The organism is Skermanella sp. TT6 (genome assembly GCF_016653635.2).
Lineage (GTDB): Bacteria > Pseudomonadota > Alphaproteobacteria > Azospirillales > Azospirillaceae > Skermanella > Skermanella cutis.
This window is the reverse complement of record NZ_CP067420.1, coordinates 3575194-3591854: the sequence shown is the minus strand read 5'-3', so window position 1 is coordinate 3591854 and position 16661 is coordinate 3575194. Positions and strand designations below refer to the sequence as shown.

The window sequence follows — 16661 nt, the reverse complement described above, 5'->3', positions numbered from 1 at the left end:
GGATGATTGGTCGAGTGCGTCTGCGGGCATTGTAGTAAAAACCGCCGGATCGCTACCTCGCCCGGTAGGGGTGCCGGCGCGGTACTCCGCCCTACGCCGTTGGATGGACGTCCGGGGAGAAGTCGGGGGACATTCCGGGTCTGGCCGGAAACGTGGGTTCTTTGTCATTGCTGCCAGCGCCGGGGCGGCTCGATAATGCCGGCCATGACGACGATCCCGAACCCCCGCATGGCCGTGCTGGCCTATCCCGATGTCCAGATCCTCGACGTGGCCGGACCGCTCCAGGTGTTCTGCCATGCCGGATACCCGGTCGAGATCATCGGGCTGGAGGCCGGCCCGCTGCGGACTTCGTCTGGGATGCGGCTGGTCGCGGAGCGCGGCTTCGCGGAGGTCTCCGGCGGACTCGACACGCTTCTGGTGGCGGGCGGCGTGGGGGTCGGGGTGCCCGCCGCGGATCCGCGCGTCCTGGACTGGCTGCGCGGGATGCGCCCGCGCGTGCGCCGGCTCGGGTCGGTCTGCTCCGGCGCCTTCGTGCTGGCCGCGGCGGGATTGCTCGACGGGCGGCGGGCGGTGACCCACTGGGCCCGGTGCGACGAGTTCCGGGCGGCGTTCCCGCGGGTGCGGCTGGAGCCGGACGCCTTGCATATCCGCGACGGCGGCATCTACACCTCGGCCGGGGTGACGGCCGGCATGGACCTGGCGCTGGCCATGGTCGAGGAGGACCGGGGCCACCGGGCGGCGCTGGAGATCGCGCGGCAGCTCGTCCTGTTCCTGAAGCGGCCGGGCGGGCAGTCGCAGTTCAGCAGCCACGTGATGGCGGAGGCCGACGCCGGGTCGCCGGTCCGCGCCGTGCAGGACTGGATCGTCGCGAACCCGTCGGCGGACCTGCGGGTCGAGGCGCTGGCGGACCGCGCCCGCATGAGCCCGCGCAACTTCGCCCGGGTCTTCCTGCGGGAGACCGGCACCACGCCTCAGAAATTCGTCGAGGGCGCCCGTTTGGACGCGGCCCGCGCCCGCCTGGAACGCACCCGCGACCCGGTGGAACGGATCGCGGAGGCGTCCGGGTTCGGCACGGCCGAGACCATGCGGCGGACCTTCCTGCGCCGGCTGGGCGTGACGCCGCAGGATTACCGAAGCCATTTCCGGGCCGAGGCGGCGATGCCGGCGGCCTGAAACGCCTTTCCTGTTCTAAGGGGAACTTCATGTGGATCCTGCGCGAGGGCCGCGACGCCCTGGTTCTCTGCGTCTGCCAAGCCCTTTTCTGGGCCGGCCTGATGATCAGCATCACCCTGACCGGGCTGATCGGCCAGACCATCGCGCCGGCCGCGGCGCTCGCGACCTTTCCCGTGGGCCTGCTGATGGTGTCGAACATCGCGCTGGCCCGGCCGGTCTCGCTGCTGATGCAGCGGCACGGGCGCCGTGCGGGCTTCGCCGCCGGCGCCCTGGCCGGGGCGGCCGGGGGCGTGATCTGCGCGATCGGCATCTTCCGCGCCGACTTCCTGATCTTCTGCCTGGGCAACCTCGTCCTGGGAGCGCATCAGGCGGCGGCGCAGTACTATCGGCTGGCGGCGGTCGACAGGGTGGAGCCGGAGCGCCGCGGCCGGGCGGTCTCGCTGGTGCTGGCGGGCGGCATCGCCGCGGCCCTGGTGGCGCCGCCCCTGGCGCTCTGGACCAAGGACCTGTTCGCCCCGGTGCTGTTCGCCGGCTCGTTCCTGGCCCTGTCCGCCCTGAGCGTCCTGACGCTGGTCCCGCTGGTCCTGATGGCGCCCCAGGAGGCGCGCGCGGCCGAGATGGCGGGGCAGGGCAGGCCGATGGCCGAGATCGCCCGGCAGCCGGTGTTCCTGGCGGCCCTGGCGAGCGCCGCGGTCGGCCATGCGGTGATGGTGCTGGTGATGCACGCGACGCCGCTGGCCATGGTCGCGTGCAACCTCACCGTCGGCGACGCGGCCGGCACGATCCGGGCCCACGTGCTGGGCATGTTCGTGCCGTCCTTCTTCACCGGGCGCCTGATCGACCGCCTGGGCGCTCCGGCGGTCGCGGCTTCCGGGGCCGTGATCCTGGGGCTGAGCGCCGCCGTCTCCGCCTGGGACCAGCAATTGCTGAACTTCCAGGCCGGGCTGGTGCTGCTCGGCGTGGGGTGGAACTTCATGTATATCGCCGGAACCACCCTGCTGACCCGGTCCTATCGCCCGGAGGAACGCGGCCGGGTGCAGGGCTTCGCCGAGACCGCCATCGCGGCCTGCGCGGCGGTCGCTTCCTTCGGCTCCGCCGGCCTGCTGAACGCGCTGGGCTGGCAGGCGGTCAACTACGGCGCCCTGCCGTTCCTGGCGGCGGCGCTCGCCGTGACGCTGTGGTACGCCGCCGGTGCCCGGCGGGAGCGGCGGTTAGCTATCTAACCTGTCCACCATGCTGGACGGCGGAACTGGACGGTTTATTGGTCATACCGCTTTTGGCAGGGAGCAAGCTGGCAACTTCCAGGCTAGGTTATGCCCGCCAGCGCCTGGAAAACAGGCGGTGCCCGGGAAATCGTCATGCCGGAGTACCCAGGGTCCAACCCGAAACACTCGTACCGCCGCTGACGAACGGGATGGCATGAAGGTTGCTTAAGGTGCCGGCGCGATGATGCCGGTTACGAGGGGCTGACGGAATGGGGATGTCGATGGGACGGATGATCGGACGGCGGGCCGTGCTTGCGGCGGCCGGGTTCTTGGCGGGCGCGGTGGCCCTGGGAAGCGGCGACGCCTTGGCTCAGGCGAAGGTCAAGGTCGCGGGCGTCTATACCGTTCCGATCGAGCAGCAATGGGTCGGCCGGATCCATAAGGCCCTGAAGGAAGCCGAGGGCCGGGGCGAGATCGAGTATGTCTGGGCCGAGTCCGTCGCCGCGACCGACTACGAGCGGGTGCTGAGGCAATATGCCGAGGGCGGGCAGCAGCTGATCGTCGGCGAGGCCTTCGCGGTCGAGCGGCCGGCGCGCGCGGTCGCCAAGGACTATCCCAAGACCGCCTTCCTGATGGGGTCCAGCTTCGGGCCGGTCGCGAACAACTTCTCGGTCTTCGACAACTATATCCAGGAGCCGGCCTACCTGACCGGGATGATCGCGGGCGCCATGTCCAAGTCGGGCATCATCGGCATGGTCGGCGGCTACCCGATCCCCGAGGTCAACCGGCTGATGAACGCCTTCATGGACGGCGCCAAGGAGGTCAGGCCGGACATCAGGTTCATGGTCAGCTTCATCGGCTCCTGGTTCGATCCGCCTAAGGCCAAGGAAGCCGCCTTCGCGATGATCGACCGGGGCGCCGACATCCTGTACGCCGAGCGCTTCGGCGTGTCGGACGCCGCCAAGGAGCGCGGCAAGCTGGCGATCGGCAACGTCATCGACACCCAGCCGCAATACCCGGAGACGGTGGTCGCCAGCGCCCTGTGGCACATGGAGCCGACCATCTTCCGGGCCATCGCGGCGGTGCGCGAGGGCAAGTTCATCGGCGAGGACTACGGCCAGTTCAGCACCATGAAGTTCATGGGGTCCAGCCTGGCGCCGCTCGGCACCTTCGAGGGCAAGGTCCCGGCGGAGGCGGTGGCGAAGGTCCGCGAGCGCGAGGAGCAGATCCGCGCCGGCACCTTCACCGTCAAGGTGAACGACGGCGAGCCCAAGTCGTCGATGTAGGCGGTTCTTTGTGTCGCAGTCCTCTTCTTCCGGCGAGCGGGACGTCGTCCTCCGGCTCGCCGGCATCACCAAGCGTTTCGGTCCGCTGGTCGCCAACGACGACGTCTCGCTGGAACTCCGCGGCGGCCAGGTGATGGCCCTGCTGGGCGAGAACGGCGCCGGCAAGACCACGCTGATGAACATCCTGTTCGGCCACTACGTGGCCGACGCGGGGCATATCGAGGCGTTCGGCCGGCCGCTGCCGCCGGGCTCGCCCAAGGCGGCCCTGGCCGCCGGCATCTGCATGGTCCATCAGCATTTCACGCTGGCCGACAACCTGTCGGTCCTGGACAACGTGATCCTGGGGACGGAGCCGCTCTGGCGCCTCCGGTCGGACCGCGGCCGCGGCCGGCGCAGGCTGGCGGAGCTTGCGGAGAGGTTCGGCCTCGCGGTCGATCCCGACGCTCGGGTCGGCTCGCTGTCGGTCGGCGAGCGCCAGCGGGTCGAGATCCTGAAAGCGCTGTACCGCGACGCCCGCATCCTGATCCTGGACGAGCCGACCGCCGTCCTGACCCCGCAGGAGAGCGACCGGCTGTTCGCCACCCTGAAGCTGCTGACCGCCGAAGGGCTGGCCGTCGTCTTCATCAGCCACAAGATGAACGAGGTCATGGCCGCCAGCGACGTGGTCGGCGTGCTGCGCGGCGGGCGCTTGGTGGCGCTTCGGCGCACCGCCGAGACCAGCCGGGGCGAGTTGGCCGAGCTGATGATCGGCCGCACCCTGAAGGCGCCGACGGTCGAGCCGATGGCGGCCGGGGAGCCGGTGCTGGTCCTTTCCGGCGTCACCGTGGCGGCCGGCGGACAGGCGGCATTAGATGCGGTGGACCTGACCGTCCGCCGGCACCAGATCGTCGGCATCGCCGGCGTCTCGGGCAACGGGCAGTCCGTCCTGGCCGACCTGGTCAGCGGCCTGATCGTTCCTGACGCCGGGCGGCTCCGGGTGCTCGGCGACGAGGTCCGATCGGCCGCGCCGGGCGACATGATCCGCCGCGGGGTGGCGCGAATCCCGGAGGACCGGCACGCGACCGGGCTGGTCGGCGACATGACGGTGTGGGAGAACCTGATCGCCGAGCGCTACCGGCTGCCGGAATTCTCCCGCCTGGGATTCCTGAAGCGGGACGCCGCGCGCGGGCGCGCCGAAACCGTCATCCGGGATTACGACGTGCGCTGTCCGGGGCCGGACGCGGTGTCGCGCCTGCTGTCGGGCGGCAACATGCAGAAGCTGATCCTGGGCCGGACGCTGAGCTACGGTCCGGGGCTGATCCTGGCCAACCAGCCGACCCGCGGCCTCGACGTCGGCGCGGTGGCCTATGTCCACGAGCGGCTGCTGGACGCCCGGGCCGCCGGAGCCGGCGTGCTCCTGATCTCGGAGGATCTGGACGAGATCCTGTCGCTGGCCGACCAGGTCGCCGTGATCCACCGCGGCCGGCTGTCCCCCCTCCAGCCGCGCGCCGGGGTCACCATCCGCCGATTGGGGCTGGCGATGGCCGGGCACTGGGAAGAACTGTCGGAAGCGAATTGAATATGCTGCCTGAGAATGTTGCCTGAAAATGCTGATTGAACCGAGGGCGCACCCGTCCGCGGCCTTGCGGGTGCTGGCCCCGGCCGGCGCGGTCGTCGCCGCGCTGGCGCTGTGCGCGGCGCTGATCGCCTGGACCGGGACCGGCGTGGGGGAGGCCTACGCGCTGCTGTTCCAGGGCGCGCTGGGCAGCCGCTTCGCGCTGGCCGAGACGCTGACCCGGGCGACGCCGCTGATGCTGACCGGGCTGGCGGCGGCGGTGGCGTTCCGCGCCAAGCTGTGGAACATCGGCGCCGAGGGTCAGCTCTACGCCGGGGCGCTGGTCGCCGTCGTGCTGGGCGGCGGCATGCTGGACCTGCCGGGCTGGGCGCTGCTGCCGGCGGCGCTGCTGGGCGGCGCGCTGGCCGGCTCGGTCCTTCTGGTCGGCCCGACGGTGCTGAAGACGAGGCTCGGCGTGGACGAGGTGGTGACCACGCTGCTGCTGAACTTCGTCGTGCTGCTGTTCGTCTCCCTGATGCTGGAGGGGCCGCTGAAGGACCCGATGGGCATGGGCTGGCCGCAGAGCGCCCCGGTCCTGCCGGAGGCGGAGCTGCCGCGCCTGCTGGAACGGTCGCGGCTCCATGCCGGGCTCGTCCTGGCGCTGGTCGCGGCGGTCGCCCTGTGGATCATGAATACCCGGACGACATGGGGCTACGAGATCAAGGCGGTCGGCGCCAACCCGGCGGCGGCGGGCTTCGCCGGCATCCCGGTCAACCGGGTGATGCTGAAGGTCGCCGTGCTGTCGGGCGGGCTGGCCGGGCTGGCCGGCGCCGCCGAGATCGCCGGCCTGCGGGGCTACCTGACGCTCGACCTGTCGCCGGGCTTCGGCTACAGCGGGATCGTGGTCGCGATGCTGGCGCAGCTCCACCCGCTGGGCGTGGTCGCGGCCTCGGTCTTCGTGGCGGCCGTCTTCGTCGGTGCCGACGCCATGAGCCGGACCGTGGCGGTGCCGAACTACATCGCGGAGGTGCTGGTCGCGGTCAGCCTGCTCTGCGTGCTGGTGTCGTCCTTCCTGGTCCGCTACCGAATCCGGCGGTCGCCCGTGAACCGCAGATCTTGAACCGAAGCCTGGAGAACCGGCCATGATGGGCGAGATCGCCGACCTGCTGCTGTCCGCCACCTTCTGGGCGGCGACGCTGCGCATCGCGACCCCTTACATCCTGGGCACGCTGGGCGAGCTGGTGTGCGAGCGGGCCGGGGTGCTGAACCTCGGCATCGAGGGGATCATGACGCTGGGCGCCCTGGCCGGCTGGATGGCGGTCTACCAGGGCGCCGGCCTGTGGACCGGCGTGCTGGTCGCAGCATTGGCGGGCGCGCTGCTCGGGCTCCTGCACGCGCTGCTGACGGTGCCCCTCGGGCTGTCGCAGCATGTCACCGGGATCGGCGTGACCCTGCTGGGCACCAGCCTGTCCTATTACGTCTACCGCATGGCGCTGCCCCAGGTGTCGACCCCGCCCACAATCGAGCCGTTCCAGCCCTTCGCCGTGCCCGTGCTGTCGGACATCCCGGTGATCGGGCCGGCGCTGTTCACCCAGACGCCGCTGACCTACGCCGCTCTGGCGGCGGTGGCACTGGTGGCCTGGGTGCTCTACCGGACCCCGGCGGGGCTGGCGGTCCGCATGGTCGGCGAGAACCCGGCGGCGGCCGAGGCCCAGGGGATCGACGTCACCGCGGTGCGGGTCGGCGCCGTGGTGTGCGGCAGCGCGCTGATGGCGGTCGGCGGGGCCTTCCTGACGCTGTCTGCGTTCAACGCCTTCTTCTTCAACATGATCAACGGCCGGGGCTGGATCTGCATCGCGCTGGTGGTGTTCGCGTCGTGGCGGCCGGGCAAGGCGCTGCTGGGCGCCCTGCTGTTCGCCGCCTTCGACGCGTTCCAGCTTCGGCTCCAGCAGATCGTCGGGCCGGCCCTGCCGTACCAGGTGTTCCTGATGCTGCCTTATCTGCTGAGCATCCTGGCCCTGGTGGTGATGTCCCGGCGCGCGGCCTATCCGCGGGCCCTGATGATCCCGTTCCGCAAAGGGGAGCGACACTGATGTTCGACCTGATCGTCCGCAACGCCAACCTGCCCGACGGCAGGACCGGCATCGATATCGGCGTGACCGGCGGCCGCATCGCCGCCGTGCAGCCGGCGCTCGACGCCCAGGCCGGGGAGGAGATCGACGCGACCGGACGGCTGGTGACGCCGCCCTTCGTCGATTCCCATTTCCACATGGACGCGACTCTCAGCTACGGCCTGCCGCGGGTCAACCGCTCCGGCACCCTGCTGGAGGGCATCGCCCTGTGGGGCGAGCTGAAGCCCCTGCTGACCCGCGAGGCGCTGGTCGAGCGGGCGCTCGACTATTGCGACTGGGCGGTCGGGCGCGGCCTGCTGGCGATCCGCAGCCACGTGGACATCTGCGACCCGCGCCTGCTGGCGGTGGAGGCGCTGCTGGAGGTGAGGGAGCGCGTGGCGCCCTATATCGACCTTCAGCTCGTTGCCTTCCCGCAGGACGGCTACCTCCGCTATCCCGGCGCCCCGGAACTGCTGAATCGGGCGCTGGACATGGGCGTCGACGTGGTCGGCGGCATCCCGCATTTCGAACGCACCATGGCGGACGGGGCGGCTTCCGTCCGCATGCTGTGCGAAATCGCGGCCGAGCGCGGCCTGCGCGTCGACATGCATTGCGACGAGACCGACGATCCCCTGTCGCGGCATGTCGAGACGCTGGCCTACGAGACCCGGCGGCTCGGCCTCGGCGGCCGTGTGGTGGGCTCGCACCTGACGTCCATGCACTCGATGGACAATTACTATGTCAGCAAGCTGATCCCGCTGATGGCGGAGGCCGGGCTGGGTGTGATCTCCAACCCGCTGATCAACATTACCATCCAGGGCCGCCACGACACCTATCCCAAGCGCCGCGGCATGACCCGGGTGCCGGAGTTGATGGCCGCCGGCCTGACCGTCGGTTTCGGCCACGACTGCGTGATGGACCCCTGGTACTCGCTGGGTTCCGGCGACATGCTGGACGTCGCCCACATGGGGCTCCACGTGGCGCAGATGACCTCGGTGGACGGAATGAACGCCTGCTTCCGCGCCGTCACCGAGAACCCGGCGCGCCTGATGGGCCTGGAAGGCTATGGGCTGGAAGTGGGCTGCAACGCCGACATGGTGGTGCTCCAGGCCCGCGACCCGGTCGAGGCGATCCGCCTGAAGGCGACCCGGTTGTTCGTCCTGCGGCGCGGCCGGGTGATCAGCCGGACGGCCCCGGCGGAAGCGCTGCTGAGCCTGGAGGGCAGGCCGGAGCGGGTGGGGTTCGCGACGGGGGCGCGGTGACGGCGGCGGCTTGACGTGATACGCTCCGGAATATGACCATGCATCGAAGCATCGCCGCCGAGATCCTGGAAGCGCTTCGGGAGGCCGCGGATCACCTCGACGGCAAGCTTGCCGGAACCCGCATCACGTTAGTCAGCGTGACGGAGGATGCCGACGTTCGTCCGCTTAATGCAGTTCTTCCCATGACGCCGGACGAATAGGCTGAACGTTGCGCTATCCCGATCGATACTCTCCGGAGATGAGAGTGAAAGGGAACGGGACGTCGAAGGGAGCCAACCTTAGGTCGGCTGCCGCTTCGCTCTAATGGTGCTGCACAGTGGTTTTTGACCAGTCCTGTAGAGCGGAGTGCCGTAGGTCGGCCTTCGCCCGTCAGGGCGAACGCCGACACGCTGCGTCAACGCTCCGGCCACGATGTCGGCGTCGGCCTTCGGCCGAGGCCGACCTACGGTTCATCGATCAAAACCACTGTGTTGAGTCACTAGGCGACCTACAGCCACATTACCGTAGCGCGAACCTTGGTGCCGCGTCGGAATGCAGAACGGCCCCGGCCCTTGGGAGGGGCCGGGGCCGTTTCACTGCGACGTAGGCTGAACGACGTTCAGCCAACCGGTCACTTCTTGCCGGTCAGCGCGTCCTTGATGCCGCCGATGGCGTTCTGGATCTTGCCCTCGGCCTTGTCGGCCTTGCCTTCGGACTGGAGCTTGCTGTCGCCGGTCAGGTTGCCGGCGCCTTCCTTCACGTCGCCCTTCATCTTCTTCATCGAGCCTTCGGTCCGGTCGTCGGTCATGTCGAATTCCTTCGTCAGGGGTGGGCGCGTCCGCGAACGCGATCGTATACAGGACAACAGGCATCGGCCGGATTCGTCACGGGCATGGCGGAAACAAAAATCCGCGGGGGGACGTTGGGAAGGCGACGCCCTGTCCGCGTCGCCACTTCCGGAGTTCCCGACCATGCCCTTCGACAGCGCCCTGACGACCGGACGCTTCGCCCGCCTGCTGCTGGTCGCCGTGCTGATCGCCGGCCTCGTCCTCATGGCGTGGCAGATCGTCGATGTCCTGCTGCTGGTGTTCGGCGCCATATTGCTGGCCGTGATGCTGCGCCGGACCGCCGACTGGCTGGCGGCGCATACCCCGCTGTCGGGCGGCTGGGCGCTGGCGGTCGTGCTGCTGGCGATCGTGATCGCCCTGGGCATCTGCGGCTGGCTGTTCGGCGCTCAGGTGTCGAGCCAGGTCGAGGAACTGACCAAGGTGGTTCCCGAGGCCTGGGGGCGCGTCCGGGAACAGCTCGAAGGCTCGTCCTGGGGCAGGGCGGCGCTCGACGCCGTCAGCGGCGTCGATCCGGCCAGCGTCTCCGGCGGCATGGTGCGCGAGGCGGGAAGCCTGCTGATGACGGTGGTCGGCGGGCTCGGCAACGTGCTGCTGCTGGTCGCGGGCGGCGTCTACCTCGCGGCGCAGCCGGGGCTTTACCGGCAGGGCGTCGTGGCCCTGGTGCCGAAGTCGGCGGAGGCGCGCACGCGCCAGGTCCTGGACGGCATGGGGGAGGCGTTGGGCAAGTGGCTGAAGGGCCAGTTCATCGCGATGCTGATGGTCGGCGCGCTGACCAGCCTGGGCCTGTGGCTTCTGGGCGTGCCGTCCGCCCTGGCCCTGGGGCTGCTGGCCGGCCTCGGCGAGTTCGTCCCGTTGATCGGGGCCTTCGCGACCGCGATCCCCGCGCTGCTGGCCGCTTCCACCGTGGACATGTCCACCGTCCTGTACACCCTGGCGCTGTACGTCGTGATCCAGCAGATCGAGGGCAACCTGATCATGCCGATCGTGGAGCGCCGAATGGTCTCGCTGCCCCCCGCGCTCGCCCTGTTCGCGGTGGTCGCCTTCGGCCTGATGTTCGGCATCCTCGGCGTCATCTTCGCGACGCCGCTGACCGTGGTGGCCTATGTCGCCGTCCAGAAGCTCTATGTGGAGGACGCGCTCGGGAAGCGGGAACCGGCATCCTGAGCCGGCCCCGCTCAGGGACTCACGCCCTCAGGCGATCCATGTACTGCTTGCGCACCTTTGCGACCTTCGGCGCGATCACGACCTGGCAATAGGGCTGGGCCGAGTTGCGGGCATAATAATCGTCGTGATACGCCTCCGCCGGGTAGAAGACGGGCAGGGGGGCCAGCTCGGTCACGATCGGGCGATCCCAGATCCGCCGCTCGCCGAAGGACTTCATCACCTCGCGCGCGGTCCGTTCCTGCTCCGCGTCGTGGTGGAAGACCACCGAGCGGTACTGCGGGCCGACATCGTTGCCCTGGCGGTTCGACGTGGTCGGGTCGTGGGTGGTGAAGAACACTTCCAGCAGGTCGCGGTAGGAGATCACCTCCGGGTCGTAGGTGACCTGGACCACCTCGGCATGCCCGGTCCGGGCGGTGCAGACCTGCTCGTAGGTGGGGTTTTCCACATGCCCGCCGGCATAGCCGGATTGGACCTTCTCCACGCCGCGCAGCTGCTGGAAGACCGCTTCGGTGCACCAGAAGCAGCCGCCGCCGAAAGTCGCCTGTGCCAATTGCCGATCTGCGGCCATCATGCTTCATCCTCTTGAGTCGTCGGTACTCCCGCCATGTGGTGCCTCCGGGCGGCGCCGAACACCCGGAGGCCCATCACATTGGCGAGAGCGCGGTTCACGCGGTCTTGGCGGCCTCCAGCTTCAGCTCCTCGACCATCTTCTGCCGCATGATGAATTTCTGGATCTTGCCGGTCACCGTCATGGGGAAGCCGTCCACGAAGCGGATGTAGCGCGGCACCTTGTAGTGGGCGATGCTGCCCCGGCAGAACTCCAGCACCTCCTCCTCGGTCAGGGTCTCGCCGTCCTGCACATGGATCCAGGCGCAGAGCTGCTCGCCGAACCGCTCGTCGGGGACGCCGAAGACCTGGACGTCCTTGATCCGCGGATGGGTGTAGAGGAATTCCTCGACCTCGCGCGGGTAGATGTTCTCCCCGCCCCGGATCACCATGTCCTTGATCCGGCCGACGATGTTGCAATAGCCCTCGGCGTCGAGGGTGGCGAGGTCGCCGGTATGCATCCAGCGGCCGGCGTCGATCGCCTCTCGCGTGCGCTCCTCGTCGCCCCAATAGCCCTGCATCACGGAATAGCCGCGGGTCAGCAGCTCGCCGGGCGTGCCGACCGGGACGATCCGGCCCTCGGCATCGACGATCTTGACCTCCAGGTGCGGCTGGATGCGGCCGACGGTCGAGACGCGCCGCTCCAGCGGGTCGTCCACCGAGCTCTGGAAGCTGACCGGGCTGGTCTCCGTCATGCCGTAGGCGATGGTGATCTCGCCCATGTTCATCTCGCCGGCGACCCGCTTCATCACCTCGGTCGGGCAGGGCGAGCCCGCCATGATGCCGGTGCGCAGCGTGCTCAGGTCGAAATCCCCGAACCTGGGATGGTTCAGGATGGAGATGAACATGGTCGGCACGCCGTGCAGGCCGGTGCAGTGCTCCTCCTGGACCGTGGACAGGACGGCCTCGGCATCGAACCCTTCCCCCGGTATCACCATGCAGGCCCGGTGGGTGACGCAGGCGAGATTGCCCAGCACCATGCCGAAGCAGTGGTAGAACGGCACGGGAATGCACAGCCGGTCCCGCTCGGTCAGGCGCATCGCCTCGCCGATGAAGAAGCCGTTGTTCAGAATGTTGTGGTGGGTCAGCGTGGCGCCCTTGGGATTACCCGTGGTGCCGCTGGTGAACTGGATGTTGATCGCCTCGTCGAACTGGAGCGCGTCGCGCAGCCGCTCCAGCTCCGCGAAATGCTCGTCCCGGGCACCCGCGGCGATGTCGGCGAAGTTGAGCATGCCGGCGCTCATCTCGTCCCCCAGCCGGATCACCGTCCGCAGGGCCGGCAGCTTGTGCGAGTCCAGGTGCCCGGGCGCGCAGCGGTCGAGCTCGGGGGCGACCTGCCGCAGCATGCCGAGATAGTCGCTGCTCTTGAAGGAAGCCGCCAGGATCAGCGCCTTGCAGCCGACCTTGTTCAGCGCGTATTCCAGCTCGTGGGTGCGGTAGGCCGGGTTGATGTTGACCAGCACCAGCCCGGCCTTGGCCGTGGCGAACTGGGTCAGCACCCATTCGGAATTGTTCTGCGACCAGATTCCGATGCGGTCGCCCGGCTTCAGTCCCAGCGCGATCAGGCCGGCGGCCAGCCGGTCGGTCTCCGCCCTGAACTGCGCGTAGGTCATCCGGACGCCCTGATGCCGGACAACCAGGGCGTCGGCCTCCGGCGATAGGGCCGCCATGCGGTCCAGGTGGACGCCGATGGTGTCGCCGATCAGCGGCGTAGGCGACGCGCCGTGGACATAGCTGCGGGTCAGCAGGGGTGTCTGGGTGGGTTCGGCCATCGTTTCCTCCGCGCGGCACCGTTGGCCACGGTGCCTTCTTCGTCTTGGTCCTTCTCCCGCGCACTTGGCGCGCGGGCGGATGACTACAACGATCAAGGAGGAGGATGAAACGGCGCAAACGAAGGCGCCGGGATTCGAACAACGTTTGATCTGGTGGCGAAAGTCAAACGCCGAGATGAAAGGACACGGTCCTCACACCCTGTAAATCAGATGACGTGGATGACCGCTTGGCTCGCGGCGCCGACCGTGGCGGCAAGGAAAACAATACGGGCTACGAAGCGTTCTGCCGGCGACCAACGCGCCCAGTCCTTGGAAAAGCTGTTCCACATGACAGCACCATCTTGGAGGTTTCACGAGCTTGGCTGATGACCTCCACCCTGAACGATCCCGGTTATTATCCGGTTAACATCATGGTTAACGGCAGCCCTCGAGTTTTGTTCCGTGACGATGTCACAGATGCCCGGCATTTGGTTGTTCCAAGGCCGGAAAAAGCATGATCGCCAGGGCCGTTCGGCGAGGACCTCGCGGGATGCGCCGCCCCGGTATGCGAACCCGGCCCGCGTGACTCACCGCAGAAGATGAAGCGGGGGATCGTCCGTTCCGGCCGGAGAACCGAATCACTCGCCGGGGCGGAGGAGGTCGGGGAAAACGTCGCCCGGCGCCTGGGCGTCCATCAGGCGGTCCATGTAGGCGTCGTGCTGATCCGGCGTCGCGGCGTCGATCAACCGTTCCACATCAGCCGGCAATGCGCCGAAGCGGCGGGTGAACTGGCGCTTGAGCATGGCGGCCCTGCCCCTGGCCTCGCCCTGGGCGACGCCCCTGGCCTCGCCCCTGACTTCCCCCTCGGCGACGCCCTTGGCGATGAGTTCCTGTTCCCACTTCTTGATGCGTTCCGCTAGCATGCCCTGAACCTCCTCGATATCCATCGGCACCGTCGCGGCCGGCGCGGCGCCGACCAGGCCCGCGACCGAGTGCGCCACCACATCGCCGAACGCCGGCCATGGCGTGGCCCGGATGGACGGCGAACGGTTCCGGTTCCGGCCTTGGACATTTAATTCCGGTCGTTGGGCCACGGCCCAACGCACCGCCGAAGATGAAGCGGGGGATCGTCCGTTCCGGCCGGAGAACCGAATCACTCGCCGGGGCGGAGGAGGTCGGGGAAAACGTCGCCCGGCGCCTGGGCGTCCATCAGGCGGTCCATGTAGGCGTCGTGCTGATCCGGCGTCGCGGCGTCGATCAACCGTTCCACATCAGCCGGCAATGCGCCGAAGCGGCGGGTGAACTGGCGCTTGCGCATGGCGGCCCTGCCCCTGGCCTCGCCCCTGACTTCCCCCTCGGCGACGCCCTTGGCGATGAGTTCCTGTTCCCACTTCTTGATGCGTTCCGCCAGCATGCCCTGAACCTCCTCGATATCCATCGGCACCGTCGCGGCCGGCGCGGCGCCGACCAGGCCCGCGACCGAGTGCGCCACCACATCGCCGAACGCCAGCCGCAGCGTCGCATGGCCCGGATGCTCGGCGAACCAGGCCACCGCCTGGGCGACCAGGCCGGGCAGGTCCTCGGGCCGGTCGCAGATCTCGATCCGGAACAGCAGCGCCACCAGGCTGTCGTGCCGGGCCAGGTCCTCGGCGCGCAGCCGCTTCTCGTCGATCAGATGATAGCGGACCTGCGGCTGCCAAGGCCAGAGCGGCGAGTCCTCGGGCAGCGCCACCAGGTCGGTCGTGTCGGCGGGGCTGTTCCAGCGGGCCTCGCCGGCGTAGAGCACGATCGGCAGCAGGGGCGGCAGCCGGCCGCCCGGGGCGAGGGCGCGGACGTCGATGATCTGTTGCCAGAGCAGGCCGGAATAGACCTGCACCCGCACCGGCATGAACCGCTCCGGGGTCGCCTGAAACTCCAGCATCAGGTAGATGTGGACCATCTCGCCGGCCAGCGTCGGCACGCGCCAGATCACGTCGCCCTCGCGCCGCTGGCCGCGGGCGGCGTGGAACTTGGCGTTGACCCGTTCGAGCCGGGTGAAGTCCAGCAGGGCGGCGATCCCGGCGGGCAGGAAGCCGCGCACGAGCTGCTCGATCATCACCGGGTCGGAGAACAGGCGGTGGTACAGGGAGTCGGAGGCTTGCATCGTCGCGGGCGCCGGTCAGGTGATAATCACGCGAACAGCAGCACACTCCCGCAACCATCGGCAAGGGCCGGACGGCCGCCGCGACCTTCTGACCCGACGCGATCCATCAGAAGGGGTCTGACCGCCTCGGGTCCGGCCACGCGACCGCGACCCTGATGATTTCAGCCAGGAAGTGGTCGATACGGGCTTGGTTGCGCGCGTCGGTCAGGGCCAGCCCGCGAAGCGCAGGCGCTCCTCGCCTACGCGGAACAGTGGCAGGCCGCTGGTCGAGGACAGCACCTCGCCGTCAAAACGGACATCCTCAGGCTTGGAACCGACCGATGACAGGCCGGCAAGTTTAGGAGCAGGGTCAACCTTGACGGGTGATTGTCAAACTCAGGTCAGGTTTTCGTTTAGCGATTAAACCCACGAGAATTCAAGCGGTTACGCTACACTCAGCAACGGCCGAGCATAAAATTGGGCAAAGTGTCGTCGCCGGACTGAAATTCCTACTGTCGCCCGATTCATATTGACATTATGCGATAGAATAGGACAATTATCCGAATCAGCTCACTGCCAGCAAAAGGCAAGCCGTCATGACCGCTCCCGCTCCCCGTCCAGCCGTCCGGCAGGATTTTTCCAGCGAGGAGATCGCCGCCGGTGCGTCGGCGGCGGAGGCCGTGCGGCGGGCGGGGTACTCGCCCCTCGGCGTCAGGCAGCGCGGCCATTTCCTGCATGACCTTTCGGCGGTTCCCGGCAGTGACCCCGCCCCCGCAGTGACCGATGATGACCTTTCCGCGATCCCCGGCAGTGACCCCATCCGGCGCCCCCCATGGCGTCTACTCCCCCAGGCTGCTAGAACATCCCCATGGAATGGACCGACGAGGCGATCGTGCTGTCCGCCCGGCCGCACGGCGAGGCGGCCGTGGTGGCGACCCTGCTGACCCGCACCCACGGCCGGCATTCCGGCCTGGTGCAGGGCGGCCGTTCGTCCAAGCAGCGGGGCAACCTGCAAGCCGGCAACCGGGTCAGCGCGCGCTGGCGCGCCCGGCTGGCCGACCATCTCGGGACCTTCACGATCGAGCCGATCCACAACAATGCCGCCGGCATGCTGGACGACCCGCTGCGCCTCGCGGCGCTGGTGTCGGCCTGCACGGTGACCGAAGTGGTCCTGCCCGACCGGGAGCCGCACGAGCCGGTCTTCCACGGGCTGGCGGCCCTGCTGGAGGCGTTCGAGACGCCGCTGTGGGCGCCGGCCTATGTCCGGTGGGAACTGGGGCTGTTGCAGGAGCTGGGCTTCGGCCTCGACCTCGCGTCCTGCGCCGCCACCGGAAGCAACGACGCGCTGGCCTATGTCAGTCCACGCACCGGCCGGGCGGTGTCCCTGTCCGCCGGCGAGCCCTACCGCGACAGGCTGCTGCCCCTGCCGGGCTTCCTGGCCGGACAGCCCGGCTGGAGCGAGGCGGACGTGCTTGCCGGCCTCGAACTGACGGGGCATTTCCTCGAACGCGACGCGCTCGCCCATGCGTCCGCCCAGGCGGTCGCGGCCCTGCCTGCCGCCCGTACCCGTTTCATAGAACGCTATCGCAAAATGGCTACCCTTCCTGGTAGTAGATAAGA

17 protein-coding genes are annotated in these 16661 nt (G+C 68.9%); 11 read left to right on the top strand and 6 right to left on the bottom strand.

Going from position 1 to position 16661, the window contains the following annotated elements:
* Positions 1–204 precede the first annotated feature (204 nt).
* The 8 genes from IGS68_RS16915 (at position 205) to IGS68_RS16880 (ending at position 8771) form a co-directional block, all read left to right on the top strand.
* On the top strand, positions 205–1173 hold the full coding sequence (locus IGS68_RS16915; protein WP_247880930.1) for a GlxA family transcriptional regulator: 969 nt from the start codon (positions 205–207) through the stop codon (positions 1171–1173).
* A 29-nt stretch (positions 1174–1202) separates the two neighbouring features.
* On the top strand, positions 1203–2396 hold the full coding sequence (locus IGS68_RS16910) for an MFS transporter (protein ID WP_201071520.1): 1194 nt from the start codon (positions 1203–1205) through the stop codon (positions 2394–2396).
* Between the two features lie 263 nt (positions 2397–2659).
* Positions 2660–3664, top strand: coding sequence for a BMP family protein (locus tag IGS68_RS16905; protein ID WP_201071517.1), 1005 nt, complete (start codon positions 2660–2662; stop codon positions 3662–3664).
* 10 nt (positions 3665–3674) lie between these two features.
* Positions 3675–5222, top strand: a complete 1548-nt coding sequence (locus IGS68_RS16900) for an ABC transporter ATP-binding protein (RefSeq protein WP_201071514.1) — start codon at positions 3675–3677, stop codon at positions 5220–5222.
* A gap of 28 nt (positions 5223–5250) precedes the next feature.
* Positions 5251–6318, top strand: a complete 1068-nt coding sequence (locus IGS68_RS16895; protein ID WP_201071511.1) for an ABC transporter permease — start codon at positions 5251–5253, stop codon at positions 6316–6318.
* Positions 6319–6343: 25 nt separating this feature from the next.
* The gene (locus IGS68_RS16890) at positions 6344–7291 is read left to right on the top strand and encodes an ABC transporter permease (RefSeq protein WP_201081413.1); all 948 of its coding nucleotides are present in this window, start codon (positions 6344–6346) and stop codon (positions 7289–7291) included.
* The gene (locus tag IGS68_RS16885; RefSeq protein ID WP_201071508.1) at positions 7291–8571 is read left to right on the top strand and encodes an amidohydrolase family protein; all 1281 of its coding nucleotides are present in this window, start codon (positions 7291–7293) and stop codon (positions 8569–8571) included. The genes IGS68_RS16890 and IGS68_RS16885 overlap by 1 nt, the downstream gene beginning before the upstream one ends.
* Before the next feature lie 38 nt (positions 8572–8609).
* Positions 8610–8771, top strand: a complete 162-nt coding sequence (locus IGS68_RS16880; RefSeq protein WP_201071506.1) for a hypothetical protein — start codon at positions 8610–8612, stop codon at positions 8769–8771.
* A 410-nt stretch (positions 8772–9181) separates the two neighbouring features.
* Here IGS68_RS16880 and IGS68_RS16875 read toward each other — a convergent pair whose 3' ends face one another.
* Complete coding sequence (locus IGS68_RS16875) at positions 9182–9358, bottom strand: CsbD family protein (protein WP_201071504.1); 177 nt, start codon at positions 9356–9358, stop codon at positions 9182–9184.
* 163 nt (positions 9359–9521) lie between these two features.
* Between IGS68_RS16875 and IGS68_RS16870 the strand changes: the two genes are divergently transcribed.
* Positions 9522–10562 carry an AI-2E family transporter gene (locus IGS68_RS16870; RefSeq protein WP_201071503.1) on the top strand — a complete coding sequence of 347 codons (1041 nt, stop codon included), beginning with the start codon at positions 9522–9524 and terminating at the stop codon, positions 10560–10562.
* A 19-nt stretch (positions 10563–10581) separates the two neighbouring features.
* Here IGS68_RS16870 and msrA read toward each other — a convergent pair whose 3' ends face one another.
* The 3 genes from msrA to IGS68_RS36005 all read right to left on the bottom strand — a co-directional run bounded on the left by msrA (position 10582) and on the right by IGS68_RS36005 (position 13269).
* Positions 10582–11133, bottom strand: a complete 552-nt coding sequence (msrA, locus tag IGS68_RS16865) for a peptide-methionine (S)-S-oxide reductase MsrA (RefSeq protein WP_247880929.1) — start codon at positions 11131–11133, stop codon at positions 10582–10584.
* A gap of 94 nt (positions 11134–11227) precedes the next feature.
* Positions 11228–12940, bottom strand: coding sequence for an AMP-binding protein (locus IGS68_RS16860; RefSeq protein WP_201071500.1), 1713 nt, complete (start codon positions 12938–12940; stop codon positions 11228–11230).
* 206 nt (positions 12941–13146) lie between these two features.
* Positions 13147–13269 carry a hypothetical protein gene (locus tag IGS68_RS36005; protein ID WP_256445682.1) on the bottom strand — a complete coding sequence of 41 codons (123 nt, stop codon included), beginning with the start codon at positions 13267–13269 and terminating at the stop codon, positions 13147–13149.
* Between the two features lie 36 nt (positions 13270–13305).
* Between IGS68_RS36005 and IGS68_RS36000 the strand changes: the two genes are divergently transcribed.
* Complete coding sequence (locus tag IGS68_RS36000) at positions 13306–13437, top strand: hypothetical protein (protein WP_256445681.1); 132 nt, start codon at positions 13306–13308, stop codon at positions 13435–13437.
* A gap of 120 nt (positions 13438–13557) precedes the next feature.
* Here the strand turns inward: IGS68_RS36000 and IGS68_RS16855 are convergent, their stop codons facing one another.
* Entirely contained in the window at positions 13558–13920 is a 363-nt protein-coding gene (locus IGS68_RS16855; protein WP_201071491.1) for an RpnC/YadD family protein, read from the bottom strand.
* Positions 13921–14072: 152 nt separating this feature from the next.
* Entirely contained in the window at positions 14073–15062 is a 990-nt protein-coding gene (locus IGS68_RS16850; protein ID WP_201071488.1) for an Rpn family recombination-promoting nuclease/putative transposase, read from the bottom strand.
* Between the two features lie 847 nt (positions 15063–15909).
* Here IGS68_RS16850 and recO point away from each other — a divergent pair.
* The gene (gene recO / locus IGS68_RS16845) at positions 15910–16659 is read left to right on the top strand and encodes a DNA repair protein RecO (protein WP_201071485.1); all 750 of its coding nucleotides are present in this window, start codon (positions 15910–15912) and stop codon (positions 16657–16659) included.
* Positions 16660–16661: the final 2 nt, after the last annotated feature.